This window comes from Micromonospora arida, from assembly GCF_003857035.1.
In the GTDB taxonomy this organism is placed as follows: Bacteria; Actinomycetota; Actinomycetes; order Mycobacteriales; family Micromonosporaceae; genus Micromonospora; species Micromonospora arida.
The window spans coordinates 1-22,569 of record NZ_QGSY01000071.1; the positions used below are offsets into that span (position 1 = coordinate 1).

Annotated in this window: 23 protein-coding genes; 11 read left to right on the forward strand and 12 right to left on the reverse strand. The window is 69.2% G+C overall.

Translation table 11 applies throughout. From position 1 onward, the window contains the following. Nucleotides 1–997: chitinase (locus DLJ58_RS01570; RefSeq protein ID WP_148097965.1), on the forward strand; the 997-nt coding region annotated here is incomplete at its 5' end. 211 nt (nucleotides 998–1,208) lie between these two features. Here DLJ58_RS01570 and DLJ58_RS01575 read toward each other — a convergent pair. Then, complete coding sequence (locus DLJ58_RS01575) at nucleotides 1,209–1,478, reverse strand: hypothetical protein (RefSeq protein WP_124853512.1); 270 nt, start codon at nucleotides 1,476–1,478, stop codon at nucleotides 1,209–1,211. Nucleotides 1,479–1,914: 436 nt separating this feature from the next. On the opposite strand from DLJ58_RS01575, the gene DLJ58_RS01580 reads away from it, so the two are divergent. Then, nucleotides 1,915–3,042 (forward strand): hypothetical protein, encoded by a 1,128-nt coding sequence (locus tag DLJ58_RS01580; RefSeq protein WP_124853513.1) that lies wholly within the window; start codon nucleotides 1,915–1,917, stop codon nucleotides 3,040–3,042. A gap of 22 nt (nucleotides 3,043–3,064) precedes the next feature. Here the strand turns inward: DLJ58_RS01580 and DLJ58_RS01585 are convergent, their stop codons facing one another. Then, nucleotides 3,065–4,075 carry a mechanosensitive ion channel family protein gene (locus DLJ58_RS01585; protein WP_124853514.1) on the reverse strand — a complete coding sequence of 337 codons (1,011 nt, stop codon included), beginning with the start codon at nucleotides 4,073–4,075 and terminating at the stop codon, nucleotides 3,065–3,067. Between the two features lie 285 nt (nucleotides 4,076–4,360). On the opposite strand from DLJ58_RS01585, the gene DLJ58_RS01590 reads away from it, so the two are divergent. Then, nucleotides 4,361–5,104 carry an AAA family ATPase gene (locus DLJ58_RS01590; protein ID WP_244218739.1) on the forward strand — a complete coding sequence of 248 codons (744 nt, stop codon included), beginning with the start codon at nucleotides 4,361–4,363 and terminating at the stop codon, nucleotides 5,102–5,104. On the opposite strand, the gene DLJ58_RS01595 is transcribed toward DLJ58_RS01590, so the two are convergent. Further along, on the reverse strand, nucleotides 5,085–6,002 hold the full coding sequence (locus DLJ58_RS01595; protein ID WP_124853515.1) for an NADP-dependent oxidoreductase: 918 nt from the start codon (nucleotides 6,000–6,002) through the stop codon (nucleotides 5,085–5,087). The two genes, DLJ58_RS01590 and DLJ58_RS01595, sit on opposite strands and share 20 nt — an antisense overlap. A 467-nt stretch (nucleotides 6,003–6,469) precedes the next feature. On the opposite strand from DLJ58_RS01595, the gene msrA reads away from it, so the two are divergent. Both msrA and DLJ58_RS01605 read left to right on the forward strand, forming a co-directional pair. Next, a complete protein-coding gene (gene msrA / locus DLJ58_RS01600) occupies nucleotides 6,470–6,976 on the forward strand; it encodes a peptide-methionine (S)-S-oxide reductase MsrA (RefSeq protein ID WP_124853516.1) in 507 nt (168 codons plus the stop codon). Nucleotides 6,977–7,154: 178 nt separating this feature from the next. Further along, on the forward strand, nucleotides 7,155–7,811 hold the full coding sequence (locus tag DLJ58_RS01605) for a TetR/AcrR family transcriptional regulator (protein WP_124853517.1): 657 nt from the start codon (nucleotides 7,155–7,157) through the stop codon (nucleotides 7,809–7,811). 77 nt (nucleotides 7,812–7,888) lie between these two features. Here DLJ58_RS01605 and DLJ58_RS01610 read toward each other — a convergent pair whose 3' ends face one another. Both DLJ58_RS01610 and DLJ58_RS01615 read right to left on the reverse strand, forming a co-directional pair. Next, nucleotides 7,889–11,074 (reverse strand): penicillin acylase family protein, encoded by a 3,186-nt coding sequence (locus DLJ58_RS01610; RefSeq protein ID WP_124853518.1) that lies wholly within the window; start codon nucleotides 11,072–11,074, stop codon nucleotides 7,889–7,891. A 984-nt stretch (nucleotides 11,075–12,058) separates the two neighbouring features. Beyond that, on the reverse strand, nucleotides 12,059–12,421 hold the full coding sequence (locus tag DLJ58_RS01615; RefSeq protein WP_124853519.1) for a winged helix-turn-helix transcriptional regulator: 363 nt from the start codon (nucleotides 12,419–12,421) through the stop codon (nucleotides 12,059–12,061). Nucleotides 12,422–12,529: 108 nt separating this feature from the next. On the opposite strand from DLJ58_RS01615, the gene DLJ58_RS01620 reads away from it, so the two are divergent. Then, nucleotides 12,530–13,369, forward strand: coding sequence for an NAD(P)H-binding protein (locus DLJ58_RS01620; protein WP_124853520.1), 840 nt, complete (start codon nucleotides 12,530–12,532; stop codon nucleotides 13,367–13,369). On the opposite strand, the gene DLJ58_RS01625 is transcribed toward DLJ58_RS01620, so the two are convergent. From DLJ58_RS01625 to DLJ58_RS01635, 3 genes are all read right to left on the reverse strand, one after another. Then, complete coding sequence (locus tag DLJ58_RS01625) at nucleotides 13,316–13,564, reverse strand: DUF1737 domain-containing protein (RefSeq protein WP_124853521.1); 249 nt, start codon at nucleotides 13,562–13,564, stop codon at nucleotides 13,316–13,318. The genes DLJ58_RS01620 and DLJ58_RS01625 overlap by 54 nt on opposite strands. A gap of 65 nt (nucleotides 13,565–13,629) precedes the next feature. Further along, the gene (locus tag DLJ58_RS01630) at nucleotides 13,630–14,106 is read right to left on the reverse strand and encodes a MarR family winged helix-turn-helix transcriptional regulator (RefSeq protein WP_244218740.1); all 477 of its coding nucleotides are present in this window, start codon (nucleotides 14,104–14,106) and stop codon (nucleotides 13,630–13,632) included. Between the two features lie 8 nt (nucleotides 14,107–14,114). Beyond that, on the reverse strand, nucleotides 14,115–15,362 hold the full coding sequence (locus tag DLJ58_RS01635) for an FAD-dependent oxidoreductase (protein WP_124853523.1): 1,248 nt from the start codon (nucleotides 15,360–15,362) through the stop codon (nucleotides 14,115–14,117). A gap of 98 nt (nucleotides 15,363–15,460) precedes the next feature. Here DLJ58_RS01635 and DLJ58_RS01640 point away from each other — a divergent pair, with 98 nt between their 5' ends. Beyond that, complete coding sequence (locus DLJ58_RS01640; RefSeq protein ID WP_124853524.1) at nucleotides 15,461–16,120, forward strand: MSMEG_1061 family FMN-dependent PPOX-type flavoprotein; 660 nt, start codon at nucleotides 15,461–15,463, stop codon at nucleotides 16,118–16,120. A 124-nt stretch (nucleotides 16,121–16,244) separates the two neighbouring features. After that, nucleotides 16,245–17,537, forward strand: coding sequence for a serpin family protein (locus DLJ58_RS01645; protein WP_124853525.1), 1,293 nt, complete (start codon nucleotides 16,245–16,247; stop codon nucleotides 17,535–17,537). Between the two features lie 30 nt (nucleotides 17,538–17,567). Here the strand turns inward: DLJ58_RS01645 and DLJ58_RS01650 are convergent, their stop codons facing one another. Next, nucleotides 17,568–17,960, reverse strand: coding sequence for a VOC family protein (locus DLJ58_RS01650; RefSeq protein WP_124853526.1), 393 nt, complete (start codon nucleotides 17,958–17,960; stop codon nucleotides 17,568–17,570). 159 nt (nucleotides 17,961–18,119) lie between these two features. Between DLJ58_RS01650 and coaD the strand changes: the two genes are divergently transcribed. The 3 genes from coaD (at nucleotide 18,120) to DLJ58_RS01665 (ending at nucleotide 20,003) form a co-directional block, all read left to right on the forward strand. After that, a complete protein-coding gene (coaD, locus tag DLJ58_RS01655) occupies nucleotides 18,120–18,602 on the forward strand; it encodes a pantetheine-phosphate adenylyltransferase (protein ID WP_244218741.1) in 483 nt (160 codons plus the stop codon). 65 nt (nucleotides 18,603–18,667) lie between these two features. Next, a complete protein-coding gene (locus DLJ58_RS01660; protein ID WP_124853527.1) occupies nucleotides 18,668–19,309 on the forward strand; it encodes a DUF7003 family protein in 642 nt (213 codons plus the stop codon). A gap of 211 nt (nucleotides 19,310–19,520) precedes the next feature. Next, nucleotides 19,521–20,003 carry a GNAT family N-acetyltransferase gene (locus DLJ58_RS01665; RefSeq protein ID WP_124853528.1) on the forward strand — a complete coding sequence of 161 codons (483 nt, stop codon included), beginning with the start codon at nucleotides 19,521–19,523 and terminating at the stop codon, nucleotides 20,001–20,003. A 100-nt stretch (nucleotides 20,004–20,103) separates the two neighbouring features. Here DLJ58_RS01665 and DLJ58_RS01670 read toward each other — a convergent pair whose 3' ends face one another. The 3 genes from DLJ58_RS01670 to DLJ58_RS33735 form a co-directional block, all read right to left on the reverse strand. Then, nucleotides 20,104–20,685 carry a dihydrofolate reductase family protein gene (locus DLJ58_RS01670; protein WP_124853529.1) on the reverse strand — a complete coding sequence of 194 codons (582 nt, stop codon included), beginning with the start codon at nucleotides 20,683–20,685 and terminating at the stop codon, nucleotides 20,104–20,106. A 66-nt stretch (nucleotides 20,686–20,751) separates the two neighbouring features. Beyond that, nucleotides 20,752–21,591 (reverse strand): helix-turn-helix domain-containing protein, encoded by an 840-nt coding sequence (locus DLJ58_RS01675; RefSeq protein ID WP_244218742.1) that lies wholly within the window; start codon nucleotides 21,589–21,591, stop codon nucleotides 20,752–20,754. A 38-nt stretch (nucleotides 21,592–21,629) separates the two neighbouring features. Beyond that, on the reverse strand, nucleotides 21,630–22,569 hold a 940-nt coding region (locus tag DLJ58_RS33735; protein WP_425271288.1), incomplete at its 5' end, for a hypothetical protein.

Below are 22,569 nucleotides of genomic sequence, written 5' to 3' on the forward strand. Positions count from 1 at the left end.
ACCACCGACCACACCTCCTCCCACGGCGCCACCGCCAACCGGTGGGACCTGCGCGGTGAAGTCGCGGCCCACCGGCAAGGTGTTGCAGGGCTACTGGGAGAACTGGGACGGTGCCTCCAACGGCGTACACCCCGGCCTCGGCTGGATCCCGATCACCGACAGCCGGCTCAACCAGCACGGCTACAACGTGATCAACGCGGCGTTCCCGGTGATCCGCTCAGACGGCACGGTCCTCTGGGAGAACGGCATGGACGCCGGCGTGAAGGTCGCCACCCCGGCCGAGATGTGCCAGGCCAAAGCGGCCGGCGCCACCATCCTGATGTCGATCGGCGGAGCCGCAGCGGGCATCGACCTGAGTTCCGCCGCGGTCGCCGACCGGTTCATCGCGACGATCGTGCCGATCCTGACGGCCTACCACTTCGACGGCATCGACATCGACATCGAGACCGGCCTGACCGGCAGCGGCAACATCAACACCCTGTCCACGTCGCAGGCCAACCTGATCCGGATCATCGACGGCGTGCTGGCCCGGATGCCGTCGAACTTCGGCCTGACCATGGCACCGGAGACGGCCTACGTCACCGGCGGCAGCGTGGTCTACGGCTCGATCTGGGGCTCGTACCTGCCGATCATCAAGAAGTACGTGGACAACGGCCGGCTCTGGTGGCTGAACATGCAGTACTACAACGGCAGCATGTACGGCTGCGCCGGCGACTCGTACCCTGCGGGCACCGTGCAGGGCTTCACGGTGCAGACGCAGTGCCTGAACAACGGGCTCACCATTCAGGGCACCACCATCCGGGTGCCGTACGACAAGCAGGTCCCGGGGCTGCCGGCGCAGAACGGCGCGGGCGGCGGCTACATGTCGACGTCGTTGGTCACGCAGGCCTGGAACTCCGTGCCCGGCCTGAAGGGCCTGATGACCTGGTCGGCGAACTGGGACGGGTCGAAGGGCTGGACCTTCGGCGACAACGCGAAACGCCTGCAGGGCCGCTGACGGGTGACGGCGCCGGGCCTACCGCCGACCGGTCCTCCGGCAGGCGCGGGCCCGGCGCTTCCCTTTCGGAAGGTCGGCATCGGAACGGCACTCGGTCGTCTGCTCCGGCGGCGGGCGGGCATGAGGCAGGCACCGATCCTGCCCGCTGCGACTCGTCCAGGCTGCGACGCGGGCTGCGGCGGGAACGCTCAGCGGCCGAGTTCGCCGGAGGTCATCCCCCAGCGGTGGGTCGGCTGCGCACCACCAGTTCGTCGATCTCCAACCGGCCGACGCGCAGCTCCCGCACGACCGCCCGGCGGATCGCCAGCCGCCCGATGACCAGCGCCCCGACGGCCACGGCCCCGACGGCCAGCGCCCCCACGGCGAGGGCGCCGAGCGAGGCCGCCCCCGCAGCCCGCGCTCCGGTAGCCGCCGCGCCCGTCGCCACCGCGCCGTTGGCCCGCGCCCCGGTCAACCGCATCAGGCTTACGTCTCGCTTCATTCCCCCATTGTCCGCATACCGCCGGCCGCCCGCTTCCCAGAGATCCCGGATGTCACCCCGCCGTCCTCGCCGGTGCCGCCCGACCCGGTCACCGCCCATCAGGTGTCCGCGCCCTCAGTGGTTCTCGGTGCCGACGACGATGCCGAGGAGCATCGGCCGGCCGAGTTTGGCGGCGCATGCCGGGCCCGTCCCAGCTCGGGCGAGCCACAAGAGCACCTTCCCCTGAATCCACTGCACCGATCGGGGTGGCCTCTTAGGCTGCGTGGGCGGGGCGCCCGGTTCGACGAGTGCGTCGCGGTGGCGCTGTACGGGCTGGTCGGGGCGCTCCTCGCGGCGGCCTGGTACCGCTCCTCAGCCGGCACGGGGAGCTGCCGCGACGGCGCGTGAGGTCCCCGGTTTGTCCGCCGTCGAGCCCGGCTACCGGTGAGGAGTACCGATGACGCGGAGGGAACAGGACCGACCAGAGATCGTCGTCGGACTGGTGGCAACCCCTCCGGACCACCCGGCCCGGGTGGCCGCGCGGCTCACCGCCGAGCTGACCAGCGGGCTCGCCGAGCGGGTGAACGCCGACGTGCGGTGGATCGTCCGGGAAGGTTGGGGCGAAGTGGCACCGCGCCGCGACGGCGGCGTTGAGGCGCTACTCGATGATCTCGCCCAACGGCGCGCCGACGACCAGTGGGACGTCGCAATCTGCCTGACCGACCTGCCGCTGCATGCCGAGCGGGTGCCACTGGTCGCGCAGACCTCCGCTCGGCGTCGAGTCGCGGTGGTGTCCCTGCCCGCGCTGGGACTGCCCCAGCTGCGAGCGGCCCGCACCGCCGTTCCGGATCTGGTGAGCCTGCTGCTGACCGAGGCTTCCGACCAGCGGGTGCCGCCGGCCGGCTGGGCACCGGCCGAGCTGGCGAGCCGGGTTCCCGCCGTCCACCGGGTGGTTGGCGAGGCCGACGCCGGTGAGCGGTGCTACGTCGCCTCACGGCTCATCGGCCGGTTACGGCTGTTGATCGGCATGGTTCGAGCCAACCGTCCGGGGCGTGCCCTGCTGGGCCTGTCGAAGCTGTTGGTCGGCGCGTTCGGCACGGCCGCGTTCGCGCTCACCACGGACACCATCTGGCAGATGGGTGATGCGCTCGACGGACTCCGGCTCGCCGTGATCATGCTGCTCGGGCTGACAGCGCTGGTGGCCTGGTTGATCGTCGCGCACGACCTGTGGGAGAAACCGAGCCGCGAGACGCCGGCTGAGCTGGCACGGCTGTTCAACCTGGGTACGATCCTCACCCTCACTCTGGCCACGGTGCTGTCCTACGTGGTGTTGTTCGTGGGAACGGTGCTCGCCGCGGCGCTGCTGATCGACACATCCGTGCTGGAGCAGACCTTGCAGGGGCCAGTCCACTTCACCGACTATCTGACGCTCGCCTGGATCACCAGCTCGCTGGCCACCGTCGGCGGCGCGATTGGCTCTGGGCTGGAAAACGAGGAGACCGTTCGGGCTGCCGCTTACGGCTATCATCCCCAGCCCGATGGCTGGCGGGACGAGCAGAGCGGGCAGTCCCACAGCGGGAGGTAAGCGGGCCGTCGCGTCTGCCCATTCAAGGCTGATACTGACTGCGGGTGCGGGGCAGCCACTGGGGATGGTGGTCCCGAAGGTAGCGAACCAGTCCCTCGCGCAGGTCGCAGCGCAGGTCCCAGGCGCTGGCGGGGTCGGCGGCCGAGGCCTGCACCTGGATGACCGCTGTCTGGGGGGTGGAGTCGACCATCTGGAGCACCCACTGGTCGCGATCCCACAGCGGTGAGGACTCGACCAGCCGGCGCGCTTCCCGGCGTAGGTCGTCCAGGTCGGCGGTGTGGTCGACATGGATTTGGACCTTGCCGACAATTCTGGACTCGTTGCAGGTCCAGTTCTGAAACGGCCGCTCGGTGAAGTACGTGGTCGGCAGGATGAGCATCCGCTCGTCCCAGAGCCGGATCACCACATTGGTCAGCTTCACCTCCTCAACTCGGCCCCATTCGCCGTCCACCACCAGCACGTCGCCGACGTGCAGGCCGTCGGCGAACGCGACCTGGACACCGGCGAACGCGTTGCCGAGCGCGGTACGGGCCGACAGGCCGATCAACGCGCCGACCACCCCCGCCGACGTCAACACGGAGACGCCGAAGAGGCGTACCGGCCGAAAGGTGATCAGGATCAGGCCGATCGCGACGATGGTGACCACGGCGACGGTGAGCCGCCGCACGGGACGAATCTGCGTCCGGGCCCGCCGGACCCGCCGGCTGGCGACCACGTCGCCCGGCAGCCGACTGAACGCGACCGCCTCGGCGACGTGCAGCGCCTTGATCACTAACCATGCCCCGGATAGCACCAAGGCCACCAGGACGACGTGCCGCAGATGAGGCTGCCACCGCGCCGGACCCAACGGCAGCGCGTAGTACAGCGCTCCAACCAGCAGCAGCGCCGCTGCCGGGCGGCGGCAGGCATGCCGCAGCGGCTCCAGCAACCATTGGTAACGGCCACGGGCCACCCGGCGGACGAGCATGCCAGAGATCAGGTCCACGACCACCGCCGTCGCCAGCGTGGCCAGTACGATCAACGCGGTACGCATCAGAGACCAGTCACCGTAATCCCGATGCCAGCTTCCCCCGGCTCACTGCCCAGTCCACGTGCTCAGGGTGCCACCCCGTCCAGTGGCAGGCGGCCAACATCGGCGAACAACCGCTGACCCCAGCTGCGTCAGTCGCCCGACGGTCGCTTTCCGGAGCAGTAACGAGGATCTGCACTCGTACGGCGTGGTCATAGAACTGGTCGGGCGTGCTGCGAGAAGCATCCCGTGACGCGAGTCGCCACTGTGGCACTTGTGTCCGAGCAGCGAAAAGCGAGATCATCACGCATGCTCGACCCCTCGCCCGAGGACGACGGGACCTCACCGACCGTCTCCACTCCGCATTTCGTGGGTCGCGATCGGGAGATGGCGGCGCTTCGGGGCGCCTTGGCCCGGCCCCCGGCGATCGTGCTGGTCGAGGGCGAGGCGGGGATCGGGAAGAGCCGACTGCTGCGAGAGTGGCTGGCCGCACCGGACCAGCGCACCGCCCTGGTGTCGGTGTGCCCACCGCTTCGCGAGTCGCTGACGTTGGGGCCGATCGTCGACGCGTTCCGTGGGATCGACCGTCCGCTGTCGCGATTGCGGCTCACCGAGCTTGCGGGTGCGTTACGGCCCCTGTTCCCTGAATGGTCCACGGACCTGCCGCCGGCATTGCAGCCCCTTGACGATGCGAAGGCGGCGCGGCATCGCCTGTTCCGCGCTCTGGAGGAGCTGCTGCGGGCTCTGCGTGTCGACGTTCTCGTGCTCGAGGACGCTCACTGGGCCGACGAGGTGACCCTGGAGTTCCTGCTGTTCGTCACCTCCCGACAGCAGTCGCATGGTCCCAGCCTCGTGATCTCCTATCGGCCGGAGGAGGTGGACGACGGTTCGCTGTTGCTGCGGCTGACGTCCCGGTTGCCTGCTGGCGTGACCCAGAGCCTCCACGGGAAGTTTCGCCGTGGAGGCTCTGACCACTTGTGTCGAGTTTGTGGTTTCAGACCGTACTCACGCGCCTGGTGGCGCCCCCGAGTCCTCAGGAGCGAGCGCGGATGATCGTCTTTCCGGTGACCCGCTTGGTCGGGTTGAGAGCGGCGACGGCGTCGTCGAGGTCTGCGACGTTGCCGATGTTCGTCCGCAGTCGCCCGCCTCGCACCCTCTGGACGATTTCATCCAGTTGGGCACGGTCAGGCATCACGACGAAATCTATCGCCAGGCCGTCCGCGGGCCGCGCCTCGGACGGCCCGACGACGGAAACCAGTGTCCCTCCGGCTCGAATCAGGCCTGCCGACCGCTTCCCGATGTCACCGCCGATGACGTCGAAAACCAGATCGACTCCGCCGACGTCTTCCAGGGCCTCGCTGCCGAGGTCGACGAACTCGTGTGCGCCGAAGTCGAGCGCGGTCTGGCGATCGGCAGCGCGTCCGGTGCCGATGACGTAGGCGCCGAACTCACGTGCGAGCTGCGTCACCATCGACCCGACTGCGCCGGCCGCGCCGTGCACGAGCACGCTCTGCCCCGTCCGAAGGCGGCCGTGCTCGAACAGCCCCTGCCAGGCGGTCAGGCCAGAGATCGGCAGGCTCGCGCCCACCGCGAAGTCGACGTCGCCGGGCAGCGGCGCAAGGTTGCGCGCCTCGACGGCCACATACTCCGCCAGGGTGCCGTCGCGGGTCCAGTCCGTGAGGCCGAACACCCGCTGCCCCACCGACAGTCCCGTCGTGCCATACCCGAGGGCGCTGACCACTCCGGCCAACTCGTGCCCGGGGATCGACGGCGTCCGGTCACGGCCGAGGCGATCGGTCCAGGTCGAGGGCCACGCCAATTCGGTCGGGACGAACCCTGACGCATGAACCTGAACGACGACGTCGTTGAGGGCCGGTTCCGGGTCAGGCCGCTCCATCAGCGTCATCCCGGCCGTTCCCGCAGCCTCGTCCGTCACCACGATCGCCTTCATCAGGTACCTCCGTGTATCCAGCCCTCGTCTGCACTGGCACGAGGAGCACATTTCCGTTTCCCAGCATTGGCGACGCCAAGCCTCGGCGTCGTGCCACACCACCCTGACCGGTAGCGATTGGGGCGCGAGGATGTCACCGGGAGTGGCGGGGACGTCTGTCGAACTCGACGCCGCCGGGCGAGTCGGGCACCTCGTCGCTACCGGAGGCACCCCGCCGGACATCCCGAACCTAGCTACGGTAAAACTGGTCCGTCAAGTCCACTATTGGGTCGCGCTGTGGCTGCTGGGGTCACTGGGGAAGTGCCAGTTCAACCTCGCCATCAGGGGCGGACACGTGTGGCCGACCAGACGAGTATTCTGGACTCTGGAGTCCAGGTAAGGTGAAGGCTGCGGGAATACAGCCGACCCGGAGAGTGTCTGTACTCGCGTGCCCAGGTGCGCTGGCACGACGACAGCAAGGAGACGATGTGAACACCGAAAAGGCAATCCTCGCCGGCGGCTGCTTCTGGGGCATGGAGGAGCTGTTCCGCCGCCAGCCCGGCGTCGTGTCCACGCGCGTCGGCTACAGCGGGGGCGACGTCCCGAACGCCACCTACCGCAACCACGGCACCCACGCGGAGTCCATCGAGGTCGTCTACGACACCGACAAGACCGACTTCCGCGCGCTGCTCGAGTTCTTCTTCCAGATCCACGACCCTTCGACGAAGAACCGCCAAGGTAACGACATCGGCATCAGCTACCGCTCGGCGATCTTCTACACCAGCGACGAGCAGAAGCACGTCGCCGAGGACACCATCGCCGACGTCGACGCCTCGGGCCTGTGGCCCGGCAAGGTCGTCACCGAGGTCACCGCGGCAGGCGACTTCTGGGAGGCCGAGCCTGAGCACCAGAACTACCTGCAGACCTACCCCGACGGATACACCTGCCACTTCCCCCGCCCCGGGTGGAAGCTGCCGAAGCGGGCGACGGCCTGACACCTCCGGCGCGCGGACCCCGGGTCCGTGCGCCGGCCCGGGCCGAGGTGGCCCGCCCGAACAAGTGGTCCGCCTGATGGGTGCGGCTTTCCCATCACGTGAATGCGCCATGACACCGGATGGACTCCAAGGTCCCGTTTTCCCCGGGACAATCTGGTTCGCTGGATACACTTGACAAATGAGCGACGAGCAGGTGGCTGCGCCGACGAATAGGCGGAGGATCAGTCAACGGGGCATCGCGACGCGAGACCGGATCCTCGATGCAGCGAACCGGCTGATGCTCGTGCGCGGAGTCAACGCGACAACGCTTGACGACATTCGCGAGGCAAGCCAGACGAGCAAGTCTCAGCTCTACCACCACTTCGCCGACAAGCAGGAACTCGTGCGCGCCTTGGTCAGTTATCGAGGCGCGCTTGTGCTTCAGCGTGAACGCGCAGGGCTCGAACGACTCAGATCGTTCTCAGGACTCGTCCGGTGGCGTAACGCTCTGGTCCAGGCCAACTCGCTGAACAACGGCAAGTACGGGTGCGGCCTCGGGTCGATGACTCTCGAACTGTCTGATCAGGATGAGCAGGCTCGATCGGCCCTGTCGGAGACGTTCGCGGCATGGGAGAGGCTGATCAGTGATGGCCTGCACCGGATGCGCGACAGCGGCCTACTGCGCCAGGATGCCGACCCGGAGAAGTTGGCCACGGGATTGATGGCCGCGTTGCAGGGTGGCTACCTGCTGGCAAACGCCGCGCACAACGTCGCACCCATGGAAGTCGCTCTGGACATGGCGTTGGAACACATCAAGTCGTTCCTCGTGCAGCCGTCCGAGGAGCCGACCCGCTGACCGGGCCCCGCATCGGCCACGACGCACCGCGCACCGGAGGGGCTGGCGTGATTCCCGCCAACCCCTCCGGTGCGCGGTCACTTGCCGTACAGCTCGAATTCGTAGAGCGAGAACCCGTACGAGGTGGCCCGCTTGACCCCGTACACCCGCACGTAGCGGGCGGTGACGGGGGCGAAGGTGGCGTTGTCGACGCCGCCGTTGCCGGTGGTGGTGGCGAACACCGGCGTCCAGGAGCTGCCGTCGCCGGAGACCTCGATCCGGTACGAGGTGCCGTGCGCGGCTTCCCAGCGCAGCACGGCCCGGCTGACGCTGCGGGCCGCCCCGAGGTCGACCCGGAGCCATTGGTTGTCGTTGTAACTGCTGGCCCACCGGCTGCCGAGGCTGCCGTCGACCGCCTTGTCCGGCGTGTGGCTGGTCAGGAACTGCGTGCTCGATGCGGTGGTCGGACGGCCCTGCGCCAGGTTGGTGACGTCGTCGCCCCGGCGCGCCGGGAACGAGACGACCTGCTGGTAGGTGGGGCGGTTCTGCCAGGCGATCACCGGGTGGGTGATGCCGCCGAGCCCGGACTGGGCGATCGAGTCGGCACACCACTGGTCGCCAGCGCCGCAGGACTTGTCTCCGGGGTAGACAGTGGTGACCGGCACCGCGGCGGCCTGGCCGAGCGCGTCGAGCAGGGCCTGCCGGCACGCGCCGAGGTTGCCGTTGCCGCAGTACGAGCGGCCCAGCCCACCCGCCACCGGGTCGCCGAGTACGGTCCGCAGGTCCTTGTCGACGTAGCCCCACCAGCCGTACTGGAACGACGAGCCCTTGTGCGCCTGCCCCTGCAACGCCCAGCTCGCGGCGCCGTCGCGTCCGCCGTTCTGGCCGCCCGACGGCGCCTCGTTCACCTCGATGGCGTCGACCAGCGCGGCGTAGAGGTCCGGCCCGAGGCCGGGACGGAACTGCGCCGAGGCCAGCAGCGGCCACCAGGCGTCGAAGATCCGGATGGCGTCGGCGTGCTGGTAGACCTTGGAGCCGGGGGACGTCTCCACCCGGCGGGCCCCGGCCTGCTGCCAGGCGCGCAGCTTGCCCACCGCGTCGGCCAGCGTCGGATCCGTGACCGGCGTGCTGTCCAGCACCCGCAGCAGGTCGCCGAGAACCTGCTGACCGCGCAGGTCGGTCACCGCCGCATCCGCCATGATCTTGACGACGTCGGCGCGGCCGAGCTTGCGCTGGGCGATCGCGGCGCGCACCGGGCCGTCGAGCAGCTGAGCCCGGTGTACGGAGCCGAAGCTGAAGTTGCCGTCCGCCGCCCCGAAGTCCCGCGCCTGCTTGTTGTTCCAGCTGACGTAGTAGTCCTGGTTGACCGACTGCGGATGCGTCGACGCCGGGGTGTAGGTGGCGTCGTTGGTGTCCGGGTTCCAGCCGGCCCACTCGTACGCCGGTTCGGCCTTCGTGGGCAGGTTCGGATCGGCGGTGGCCGGACGGACCGGGTTCGAGCCGGAGTTGACGTACGCCGCCTCGGTCGAGTTGACGTAGAACCAGTTGAACGCGTACCCGACGCTGGCCGCGGACGCCTGGAACGCCGCCGCGCTGCCCATCGCCGACGGGTCGTTGAAGGCCTGGAAGCCGATCGCCGAGTCGGCCTCGTGCCGGTAGGTCGAGCGCAGCTTGGTGAACGCGGTCGGCTGCCCGTTCACCAGGCCCCGGTAGGAAACCAGCCCGTACTTCGTGCGCAACGCGCGCAGCGTGTACGAGCCGGCCGGGGTGGAGTCGGCCAGCGTCGGCGACCAGGAGTTGCGCTGCTCCAGCGCCTCCATGGCGAGGCACTGCCCGTGGTAGAGGTAGCGGTTGGTGCGCAGCGTCGGGGCGCTGCCGTCGGTGGTGCACAGCGGCACCGCGTACGTGTCGGTGAGGTCCTGCGAGGCGGAGGTGGCGCTCCACGCGTAGTCCTGGCCCCGGCCGAGCAGCACGTAGAGGTTGAGCCCGGCGAACGCGGCGCCGCGAGCGCTGATGCCCGGCCCCTGCAACTCCTGAATCATCAGCAGCTGCGGCGCGAAGTAGCCGGTCTGCGGCCCGAACACGGCGACGGGGTTGCCGGTGGTGGTGTGCCGTCCGGAGACCACCACCGCGTTGGACATGCCGTGCGCGCGCAGGTTGGCCAGGCCGCCGATCAGCCCCTGGGTGGCGGTGCTGGCACCGGTGCGGGCGGCGGCCCCGCCGGTGGCGTCGTACGCCAAGGGCTCGGCGACCACCGAGCCGGCGTCGGGGAGCACCGCGCTGCTCGCGCCGGGCGGCGTGGCCCCGTACGGGAAGCTCTGTCCGTCGTGCAGGGTGAGCACGGTCTCCGGGTCGTTCTGCGAGCGGAACGCCGCCCACACCCGGTCGCCCTCGGTGACGCCGTACTTGGCGCGGGCGGCCACCCGGACCAGCGCGGACTGGATTTCGCTGCCGCCGCCCCCGCCGAAGAGCCCGCCGATCACGCCGGCTGTGGCGATGAGGTCGGTCATGGTGAAGTGCTTCGGCTTACCCGCGCCCGCGAGCACGTACTCGCCCGGGTAGTTGTCGTCGGCGATCGACTTGTCGATGTAGGCGTTGATGCCGGCGATGTAGTCGACCACGTCGGTGTAGAGCTGCTGACCCCGGGCGCCCTTGGTGCGCAACGCGTCCACCTGGGCCTGGAGGTCCGCCTCGGTGTAGGGCGAGTTGGCCCAGACGCTCTGCTCCAGCTCCCGGTTGCCCGGCGCGCCGCCGGCGAACGAGGTGACGTTGCCACGACCGACGTGCCGCAGCAGATCCATCACCCAGAGCCGGTCCTGGGCTCCGGCGTAGCCGGCGCCGAACATGGTGCCGGCGCGGGTGGTGCCGGTGACGTGCGGGACGCCGGTGGCCTTGTCCCGCACGATGGTGACGTCCGATCGCGGCGAGACGGTGCTCTCCACCTGTGCCGCCGGAACACCGAACGAGGCGTCGTTGTAGAAGTGGGCGATCTGCTCGTCGGTCAGCCCGGCGTAGTTGTAGACCAGGTTCGCGTACTCGTCGAGCTGGTCGCTGGAGTGCGCGGGGCGGGTGCCGAGCGCCTGGTGCGCCAGGATGGCGACCAGCGTGGCGTTGCCGTTCTGCCCGGGGGGCAGGATGTCGGCACACTGGCCGAGGCAGTAGTCGTTGGCGGCGAACGTCGCGGCGGCCAGCGCCGGTGACGGCGGGGTCACCGTCAGGACGCTCGCGGTCAGGACGGCGGCGGTGAACGCCGCGAGCCGGTTACGGAAAGCGGGACGGGGCATGGCGATCCTCCGGGGACGCGGAGTCGGGCCGTTCGGTCACGCCCGGCTTCCGGTGCCGACGTCTCGCCCTCCGCGCCCGGGCGTTCCACCAGGAGGTGAGAGTGACTCGCATCTATCCTCGGGCAATGATCGACGCAGGACCCCCGCCCGGGATAGCCGTCGTTCACCACGCGCCAATGCCGACGTTTCGCCGATTTCCCCTCACCGACTTCCCGGATCACGGCTTTGGTGGTGACCGGCGACTGCCCCGACACCGCGCCGAAATGAATGGCCTCGCCGACCCGATCCGATCTACCGTGCAACGAGGTATCCACCTCCGACGCATTCACGAGAGGACCTCATCCCGCGTGACACCGCCTGCTCTCTAGACCTGACACGTTCCCCGCGCCTGGGTTGCCGACGTCGCCGTCGGTTCGTTCCCATGCCTTCCATCAGGTCTTTGGAGAGATCATGTCTACGCGTCCTCATACCGCGCTGCCCTGGCCCGTCGGGCGCACCGGGCTTCCCCTGCTCGCACTCGGCTGCGTCCACTGCGATTCCGGCATCGGCGACCGGCCGTTCCGCATCACGGTCGACGGCGGACTCGTCCACAACAGATCCCTGGTCGCCTACGGCGCCGGCTTCCCGGGCCAGCATGCGCACCCGATCCTCGTGACCGGCCACTCCGGCAGGTCCTCGGGTCGTCGGCCGCCGTTGGGGCGAGAGCATCGCTGGCCACGCCCGTGGCTGCATCAGTCCGCCGTCCGCGCGAGGTCGCTCCTGACGCGCGAACGAACGTCAGGACCGGCCCGATACCGACGGAGGAGGTGACCGCCCGGGTGCGGACCCTCGGCCCGCGCTCGGCGCAACCGCCATCAGGCGAAGCCGGACGCGGGCCGTCCGCATCGACACGCCGACCGGAATGGCGTCATGGCCACGGCCATGTCGAGCATGCCCTGCGCGACGGCCTCGGAGCGGCCGGCCCGCAGCATGTCCTCCGCGGCCTCATCGCTGGGCGTCGTAGGCGCGCCGTGCGCGTTCGACCTCTCCGAGGCTGGCGTCGGCCCACGTGGCCAGGTGCGCGAAGAGCGGGCCCAGGCTGGCGCCCAACTCGGTGATCTCGTACTCGACTCTGGGAGGCACCTCGGCGTGGTAGGTGCGTGACACGAGCCCGTCACGTTCGAGTTGGCGAAGCCGCTGCGTGAGCACCTTCGGCGTGATGCTCGTCAGTCGGCGCTCCAACTCGACAAAGCGCTGCCGACCGTACTCGTTCAGTGCCCACAGGATCGGTGTGGTCCACCGGCTGAAGACGATGTCGACAACCGGCGCGACCGGGCAGGCCAACTCGGGATCTGTCGACTGCTTCATGTGGCCCCCGTCACAAACGCATTACTATCCTCTAGGTACCTACTATATCGGCGCTATTAGCGTCTTCTTCGGCCGTGCGAACGACACGGTCGGACTGGAGACCCAGACATGTTTGTCGTGGTAGGAGCAACCGGAAACGTCGGCCGTACGCTCGCGTCAACCCTCGCGGCCTCGGGTGCCGCGGTGACGGCGGTGTCCCGGGGGCAACGTCCGGGCGCCGTACCAGAGGGCATCCGCCACCATCGCGCGGACCTCGAGCAGCCGGAGAGCCTGCGCCCGGTGCTGGTCGGCGCCGAGGCGCTGTACCTGCTCGTGGAGGGCGCCGGAGCCCACCTCGACATGCGCGAAATCCTGCGGGTCGCCGCAGCCGGCGGCCTGAAGCGCGTTGTGCTCCAGTCCTCGCAGGCGGTCGCCACACGACCGGACTCGCCGTCACACGCGCCGCTGCGCGCCATCGAGGACCTCGTCCGCCGATCCGAATTCGACTGGACGATCCTTCGCCCCGGCGGCTTCGCCTCCAACTCCTTTGCCTGGACCGAACCGGTCCGGGGCAGGCGGACCGTGGCCGCACCGTTCGGCGACGTCGGTCTGCCCGTGATCGACCCGGCCGACATCGCCGAAGTGGCGGCCGCCGTGCTCCTCGACCGCTCGCACGATGGCCGTACCTACGAACTGACCGGCCCGGTCCTGCGCACGCCACGCGAACGGGTCGCCGATCTCGCCGCCGCGCTCGGCGAGCCGATCGAGTTCGTGGACCAGACGCCCGACGAAGCCCGCGAGCAGATGCTGCGGTTCATGCCGCCGCCGGTTGTCGAGGGGACGCTGGCGATCCTCGGTACGCCGACCGAAGCCGAACAGCGGATCAGCCCGGACGTTTCCGAGGTCCTGGGCCGATCACCACGCCCCTTCGCCGCCTGGGCCACGCGCAACATCGACGCCTTCCGCTGACGGTCGCGCGGAGCCGATGGAGTGCGGCAGCACCAACGCTTGAGCGGCGACGACGCGTTCGCCGTCGAAGGTCAGCGCCGGCGACCCGTGCAGCTGATAACCCTGGTCGAGAAGGAGGCTCACGCGTTTGCAGAACTCGGCGTCATCGGGTCCGGTGATGAGGCGGTAGCCGAGCGGCTCAGCGAAATCTGACACCGCCGCATTGTGCCTGCCTTGCCCGGACAATGCCCCACCAGGCCGACAACAGCTCAGGCAGACCGCTACGCGGTCTCGCCGCGGCGCAGACGGTCCAACTCGGCGAGGTACATCGCCTGCATGCGGTCGTAGTGCCGGACCAGCAGCCGGACCTCCTCCACGCTGTAGCCCTCGATGAGTCGCTCGGCCCCTTCGGCGAACTGCTCGTACGGTTGCTTCAACTCGGCGGACCGCTCCGGCCGCAGGGTGACGATCAGCCGCCGCCGGTCCGCCGGATCGCGTTCGGCGGTCACGTAGCCCGCCTGCTGGAGTCGGCGGAGCATGCTGGTCACCGCACCGGTGGTGAGGTTCGTCCGCTCGGCGACCTGCCCCGCGGTGGCGGATCCGACGTCGGCCAGATAGTCCAGGCACTCCAGGTCGCTCACGGTGAGGCTCAGCCGCTCTGCGATGGCGTACCGGAACACCATGGACAGCCGCGACATCTCCCGCCCGGCGCGCATGAGGTCGGCGATCGCGGACGCACGGGCCGGCTCGTGGGGCATACCCGCAATCATCCCTCCGGCACGGTGACCCGATGCAGCCGAGGTAACACGCGGGTCAGCACCCAGTGGGGTGCGGCCGCTCCCCCGGTGAGTCGGCGCATCAGCCTGGCGGCGGTGTCGACGGCACGGAAGGCGTAGGGCACCATCTCGTCCTGGTAGCTGGCGATCGCCTCCTCCACCGGTGTGCCGCTGGCCCGGGCCTCGACCAGCTTGTGGCCGAGCAGGGCGGCGTCACGCAGCGCGGTGTTGCCGCCGTGCGCGCCGAACGGCGGCATGACGTGCACGGCGTCGCCCATCATCGTCGCCCGGGGCACCGCCCACCGGCGCGGGCGCTGGCCGGTGGCGAAGAGGTTGAGCACCGTGGCGTCCAGCTCGGCCGTGCCGACCAGTCGCCGGATGACCGGGTGGAAATCCATGCTCATCCCGGAGGCCAGTCTCCACAGCGCCAGCAGGTCACCCCGGATGCCCGTGGGCACCTCCTCCTGCCGGAGCAGCAGTCCCCACATGACGTAGTCGTCGCCGGTGGGCGCATAGCTGCCCGGGGCCAGGCGGGCGAACGCCTCCGGCGGGCTCTCGCCGAACCGCATGGAGGTGAAGAAGAAGGCGCGGCCCGGCCGGTCGGCAATGGCCAGGACCCCGCTGGTACGCAGCGCGTCCGGGATGATGCTCTCGCCGTTGCGCCAAAGGGGCGACCGGCCGTAGATGCCCGCCATCGGGGTGTTCGCCGGGTCCGCGTCCGGCATGATCTGCGCGCGCAGCGCCGAGCCGACGCCGTCCGCGCCCACGACGACGCTTGCCGAGGCGGCCCCGCCGTCGGAGAACAGCAGCCGCGGCCCTGCCGGGTCGCCGCTGTCCACCGCGACGGCGTCCTTGCCGTAGTGGATGCGCCCGTTCAGCCCGGACTGCAGGATCGACCGCAGGGTCAGCCGGTCGACCTGGCGGGTCGCATGCGGCTCGTCCTTGAAGGTGATGGTGAACGCGTCCCGCAGCCGACTGTCGGTGAAGCGCAGGTGCCCGCCGGGCTCGTCGCCGGTGGTCAGCGCCAGGTTGTACAGCGAGCGCGGCAGGCTCTCGCGCAGCGCCTCGATGCCGTACCGGTCGAGAATGATCCGGTAGCCCTGCCGCCGGACGAAGGGGCCCGGGTCCCGCTCGTAGACGTGCACGTCGATGCCGGCGCGCATCAGGTACTGGGCGAGGCAGAGGCCGGAGAGGCCTGCGCCGGCGATCGCCACCGAGAAATCCGTCGATTTGCTCACACGGATATCTTAATGACTAAGATGATTTGGGCAAGGCCGCCGGCATGCCACGCCGCGGCCCGCAAAGCCGCCCGGCGGGGGTGGATTAGTGTCGATGCATGACGCCAGTCCTTGCCGCCAGTGCCTTCGACTCGCTGCGCCTCGACGCCGTGCCCGACCAGGAGGCGCTGCGCCGGGCCTACGAACTCCCCAGCGACGCGGCCGTGCGGAAGCAGATGACCGAGCTCACCGAGCAGACCCGGCGGTTGATCGGCTGCTCGTCGCTGGTCCTGGTCGCCACCGTGGACACCACTGGCAACTGCGACGTCTCCCCGCGCGGCGGCCCTGCCGGCTTCGTCGCCGTCCTGGACGCCCGAACGGTGGCAATACCGGACGCCACCGGCAACAAGCGTCTGGACAGCCTGCAGAACGTCGTCGCCACCGGGCGGGCCGGGCTGCTGTTCATCATCCCAGGGCGCACCACGACGCTCAGGGTGAACGGCCGGGCCTGCGTCTCCACTCGCCCGGAACTGCTGTCGCAGCTGACCGCCGTGGGCAAGCCACCGGCCAGTGCCCTGGTGGTGGGGATCGATGAGGTCTACCCGCACTGCCCCAAGGCGCTGCTGCGCGGCGGGGCTTGGAAGCCCGAGCAGTGGCTGCCGGCGGACGCCCAGCCGACCTCGGCCGAGGTGACGCTGGCCCAGCTTAGAATGCCCGAGCTGACGATCGCTGACATCGAGAAGGCCGAGGCAGACTCACTGAAGTACCGGTACGAGTAGCAAGCCGGACAGCGATTTGTGGTGTCTCCCGCTTTTCAACGAACGAGTGACAGACATTGCCGAGTTTCGATGAATTTGGGTTTGCGCCTGGTGGGTTTCCGGGGTGCTGCTCTAACCTCGATACATGGTCTCGCGTCGATCCGTTCTGCGGGCGGTCCCGCTTGCGGCCGCTGCCCTCACCGCCGCCCCAGGTGGTCCCCGTTGGCTCGGTCCGCCGTCCACCTCGACGGCTGTGGACCGCGTACCGGCCGACCCGGCCACGATGCAGGCCGCCGCTACCGCCGTCAGCGGCTTCACGGCCGACCTCTACCGCACGGTGGCGGCGACCCGGGCAGGCGGCAATGTGGTGTGCGCGCCGTACTCGGTCGGGCTCGCGCTCGCGATGACCAGGGCGGGCGCCAGCTCGACCACGGCGGACGAGATGGACGCGGTGCTCCACGCGCCGCATCCGCGCCCCCGCGCGCTCGACAGCGGGCTCAACACCGTCGAGCAGACGCTCGCCGGCCGCTACCAGGACGGTGATGGTGTCAAGCAGCCTCGGCTGACCACGGCCAATGCGCTGTGGACACGACTCGATCTTTGTCTGCGACCCGGGTTCCGGGACGCCCTGGCCGGCTATTACGGCGCCACGCCGCGACCGGTCGACTTTCGCCGCGCGCCGGAGGTGGCCCGCCAGGAGATCAACACCTGGGTGTCCGATCGGACCAACGCGAAGATTCCGGAGCTGTTGCAACCCGACGCCGTGAGCCCCAACACCAGCCTGATACTGACCAACGCGATCTACCTCAAGGCGGCCTGGAAGTACCCGTTCACCGTGGCGACCACGGCGGTGGCACCGTTCACAAGGGACGACGGAACTGTTGTCGACGTCCCGATCATGCGTGGTCCGTTCGACCGGATGGGTTACCTCGAGGGGGACGGGTGGCGCGCTGTCGACGTGCCGTACGCGGGCGACGGGCTTGCCATGGCCATCGTCATGCCGACCCGGGACGACCTCACCGCGGTCGAGGCGAGCCTCGATGCGACCTGGCTGGGCGCGTTGCTGACCGGATTCCGGATCACCGACGTCGAACTGCGCCTGCCCCGGTGGACGTTCCGTCTGCCGGCCGAGCTGGGTGCCGCGCTGAGCAGCCTCGGCATGCCCACGGCATTCACGTCACAGGCCGATTTCAGCGGCATGAGCACCGAACCGGCCCTGTGCATCGACGACGTGGTGCACGAGACGTTCATCGCGGTGGACGAGAAGGGTACCGAGGCCGCAGCCGCGTCGGCCGTCATCGTCCGGCCGCCGTCGATCCCGCAAGGGCCGCAGTTCTTCGTCAACCGGCCATTCCTGTACGTCATCCACGACCGGCTCACCGGCGTACCGCTGTTCCTCGGCCGGGTCCACGACCCGCTGGTCAACGGCCCAGCCTGACCGGACGGGACCAGACGGAGGTGCGCTACGTCAGCTGGCCCCGAGAAGGTCCCACCGGTTGCCGGCGATGTCGAGGAAGACCGCGACCCGACCATAGGGCTCGGTCCGCGGCTCCCGAACGAAGGTGACATCGGCCTCGACCATCCGCCGGTAGGCGGCGTCGAAGTCGTCGACGCGGAGGAAGAAGCCCACTCGGCCAGCTAGCTGGTTACCGATTGCGGCGCGTTGGACTTCTCCGTCGGCGCGAGCGAGCAGGATCCCGGTCTGGGCACCCGGCGGCCGAACGACCACCCACCGCTTGGGTCGACCGTCATTGGTCAGCGATGGGGAGTCCTCGACGAGGTCGAAGCCGAGTACGTCGGTGAAGAACGCGATTGCGGGGTCGTACTCGTCGACAATCAGGGCAACCAAGTCGATCTGCACCCTGGCAGCGTATCTGGGACCAGGTCCTGCTTGCCTGCTCCCCGGTCCTGGGCAGCCCCAGCCCGCGTCGACGATTTCCACCGCGGGTGCGAAGCCAAAGCCATGGTTGGGCAGCAGACGTACGGCTGCGATGATGGTGGCCATGGGGTGGGAGTCGCGGTGACGGCCACGTCGGATCGTGAAGCGGCGCCGGTACGTGGTTCGTTGGCCGTCTATCCCGGTACGTTCGATCCGTTCACCTCGGGGCACCGCGACCTGGTGGCCCGTGCTCGGGTGATGTTCGACCGGGTCATCGTGTTGCTGGCGGTGAACGCCGACAAGCAACCAACCTCGGAGGCCACGGCCAGGGCCGGGCGCGTGCGCGAGGCCATGCCGGCAGCCTGGGGCAATGTCGAGGTGGACACCTCGACCGGCCTGACCACTGCCTATTGCCTGCGCCGCGGTGCCACGGTCATCGTCCGTGGCGTGCGCACGGCTGCGGACTTCCGCTACGAGTACCAACTCGCTGCGATGAACGAGCGACTCGGCATGCAGACCATCTGGGTGCCGTCCCGTCCGCACCTGGCCGCCACATCGTCAACGGTCGCACGCGCCTACCGCTCGGCACAGCCGGCCGGTCCGTCGCTGAACGCTGAGAAGTGACGCCGGATTCGCGGCAGATACGCGCACCGAACCCGGTGGAGAAGCCGTGGCTACACTGCACGACCATGCGTTCCGCCGAGATCCTCGACCAGCTCGACACCGCGGCCGCAGACTTCACGTTTCCGGACCTGGGCCACTGCTACTACTACGCGGTCGACGCCCGACTTCACGCCTACCGTGACGCGCAGCGGTGGGCGCTCATCGTCGAGGTGTTGGGATACTCCCCCAGGGCCGGCAACCTCACCGACGTCCTTCACGTCTTCGGTAACTGTCTGACCGAGGGCGAGTCTGGCTACACCAGCGAGGACATCCTCGACCGGATCGACAACTGGGACGAGATCGAGGACATTGACGAGCCTGAGATCTATGACGGAGGGCCGATCGTGGTACGTGGGCGGCGGATCACGGTCGCCGCCGAGCGGGGCGAGGAACTGGTCGACGTGCTTCGCCGGCTCGTCCCGGACCACCGGGAGCTGCTGCTCGCCGACGAAGTCGAGCTACGGCGGCGCATCCCGGCCGACATCCCAGAGATCATTCGCTTGGATCAGTGGCACCATCCATACCTTCTCCAGGACACGCTTCCCAGTCAGTCAGAGACCTTCCGCCAGCTCGCCGACGTGCTGACGACAGGAGACGTGGGACGATACGCACCAGACATGCAGCCCAACACGCACTGGTCCAACTGGCCGGAGTCCGGGAGCCTGTAGCCATGCCTGAGCAGCACGGCTATACGCGGCTTTGGCGGATACGCCGTGCCACGAATGCGATTGCAGCGCCCCGTAGGATTCCTGTCATGAGTTGCTTCGCCGCTTGGCGTACCCGCCACTGAGGGTCGGCTCGCCGCCGTTCCGGCCGCCGGCTGGCCATCTGATGCCCGTTTGTTGGTTTTCAGAACCTCAGCTCGAGAGGCACACTCACATGCGTATCCGCTCGTTTCTTCAGCATGACCTGGCCCGGCTCACCGAACTGACCATCGAGACGTTCGGACCGTTCTACGAAGACTCGTTCCGCCCTCTCGTGGGCGAGGTCGTCTTCGCCAACCAGCACGGCAAGTGGCGCGACGACTACGTCAAGCAGGTTGCCGAGCTCCATGACCCGGCCGAGCACCGGTACGTTGCGGTCGCCGAGATCAACGGCGCCATCGCCGGTTACGTGGCCTGGGCGGTAGAGCCCGAGTGTCGAAATGCCAGCGTCACCATCCTCGCCGTGTCCGCGGAGCACCGCCGGCTCGGCACGGGCACCGTGCTGTGCGAGCATGCGTTCGCCGCGATGCGGGAACTCGGCGCCGAGGTCGTCATGATCGGCACGGGCGGAGACGGATTCCATGCGCCCGCCCGAGCCCTGTACGAAGCACTGGGCTGCACGCCGCTGCCGGTGGCCGTCTACTACCGGCAACTCTGACCTGATCCGGGGCGGGTTGCGGCGACGCACCCCGCCCCGGTCACAGCGTCTTCCATCTGGACGGCGGCCTGCTCAACGCCCGCCAGGCCGCTCAGACCGGTCAACGGCGCACCCGATAGCGCAGGTGAAGCACCCGGTTGCCCTGAATCACCACGTCAGGATCCTCCAACAGGTGCTGCGCGTGGACCGACCCGAAGTAGCGCTTGCCGGACCCGAACACCACGGGTACGACGTCCATGCGCACCTCGTCGACCAGGCCCGCGGCAAGCACCTGGCCGCCGACGTCGCCAGCGGCGACCTCGACGATGCGGTCGCCCGCGAGCTCCTGCGCCGTGGCCACGGCTGCCTTGACGCCGTCGACGAAGTGAAACGGCGCCTTCGGGTCCCAGCCCTCGGGCTTCGGCCGGTGCGTCACGACGACCACGTGGTCGATTCCGCTCGGAGGCTTCCCGTCCCAGCCGGCCGTCATGTCGAAGACGTGACGGCCGGCGATTGTCACCCCGATCCGGTCCCAGTACGGCCGGGTGTAGTCGTAGGACGTCTGTGACACCTTCAACGTGCCGCTCTCGTCCAGCGGGACGTCACCGCTGGTCAACCAGTCGAACAGCGGTCCGGGCTGGTCGTTCTCGTCCGCGATGAAGCCGTCCGCCGACACCGAGCTGTACATGACTACTTTGCCCACCGGCGCGCTCCTCTGCTTGGGATGCCCTCAGGCTAGATTTTCGTGGGCTGTCACTCTTGTAAGAAATCAATCGGTCGGTAGCGGCCAGCCGTCCAGCACGTGGCCGGGATGTTCGCGCAGGAACCGCCGCCTGACTTCGACGTACCGTGTCGGTGTGAGCCCGGTGAAGGCCCGGAACTCGTGGCCGAAGTGGGCCTGATCGAAGTAGCCTGCGCCACCGGCGAGGTCGGCCCAGTCGATCGGTTCGGCGGGGTTGATCGAAAGCACGGTGGCGGCGAAGCGGTAGGTACGGGCCAACCGCTTCGGCGTGACGCCGATGAGCTCCTTGAACCGCTGTGCCAGGTGAGTGCTGCTGACACCGGCGGAAACTCTCAGGTCGTCGATCGCCACCGCCCCACTGGCCGCGGCGATGATGCGGCTCGTACGGCGGACCAGCCCCAGGCCGGCCGCGTCGCCCAGCCGTCGCATCAGCTCCTCCTCGAGCAGCGTCAGCATCTCGTGAGGTCCTTCGGCCGTAGCCAGCCGGTCTCGCAGCTCAGCAACGGCGGGTCGGCCCCAGACCTGCTCGATCGTCACCGGCCGGTCACACAACTCCGCTGCGGGCATCGGCAGGAACGGTGCCGGCCCCCACGGCTTGAAGTGCACGCCGACGGACCGGGTCCCGAGTGGGTAGCCGAACTCGAACGCGCGGGTGGGCGTGGTGACCACGCAGCCGTCGGCGTACTCGGCCGTCTCGACGTCGGTGCCGGCACGAATGCGAAACGGTGCCCCGAGGTTGACGATGAGGAACGCCGCCGGACTTGCCGGCAGCGTCAGCCGGGCGTACGGCGGTGCGCCCTCCAGGTAGTAAAGGTCGTCGATCAGCCCGTCCAGCGGCGGTCGCGGCACTCTGGACACGTACTCCACAGCGACAGTATCGCCGACGTGACCCCGGGAAACCTGGGTCACCACCAGTCGAAGTAACGGCCTGCGTGGAAGATCCCCACGCCGATGGCGGCGACGATGCCGACCACGAGCACGACCGGAGCAATCACCACGCTGCCTGCCGCAATGCCGATGGCACCCGCGGCGATGGCCAGACCCGCCCCGATGCCGACGCCGCCGGCCACCACCCCGGGCGTGTCGCCGGCCTCGGCGGCCCGGTTCATACTGACGTACGAGACGGCGGCCAGACCGATGCCACCGATCACCAGCCCAGCGGTCATCGCGCTGACGGTGGCGACCGTGGCGCCCGGCACGGCGATGGCGTACAACTCCAGGCCACCGCCGACCGCGCCGAGCGCGTCACCGACGCCCATCTCCCAGTCGCCGTGCTGGTAGTCGCCCCACAGTGCGAACGCCGACAGGCCGAACCCGACGACACCGAGCCCCTTGCCGAGCATGCCGGTCCGGCCCGGCAGTCCGCGTACGTGCTCCGGCGCCGTGGCGGTGGCCGGGATCTTCCGCCCGCGTCCTGGGTTGGTGGCCGTGCGGATCGCGTTTCCGGCGCTGGCCGGAGCGTCGGTCTCGGTGATGATGACGGCCTGGGATCGCTTGCCGGCCATGGTGCCGCTCGGGTTGGCCCGGATCGCGGTGTTCGCATCCCGGGTCGCCGACCGGGCGATGTTACCGACCTTGTCGTACACGTCGGTCGACTTGATCTGCTTGACCGCGGTGCTGGTCTCCAGGTCGTAGTTCGCCGTGTTGTCGCGCCACGGCATGCCGTACAGCCATTCGAGGATGTTGCCGCGGAACGTCCCCCGGCCGCCCTTGAACTTGAAGTTCCAGATGAACTTCTCGGCGGCGGGCGCGGTGTGCGCGGCGGCCCCGCCGACGGCGCCGGGTGCGGCCGGAGCCTTGCCGCCGCCGGAGTCGGCCGGCGGCGGCAAGGCTCCGGCCGCACCC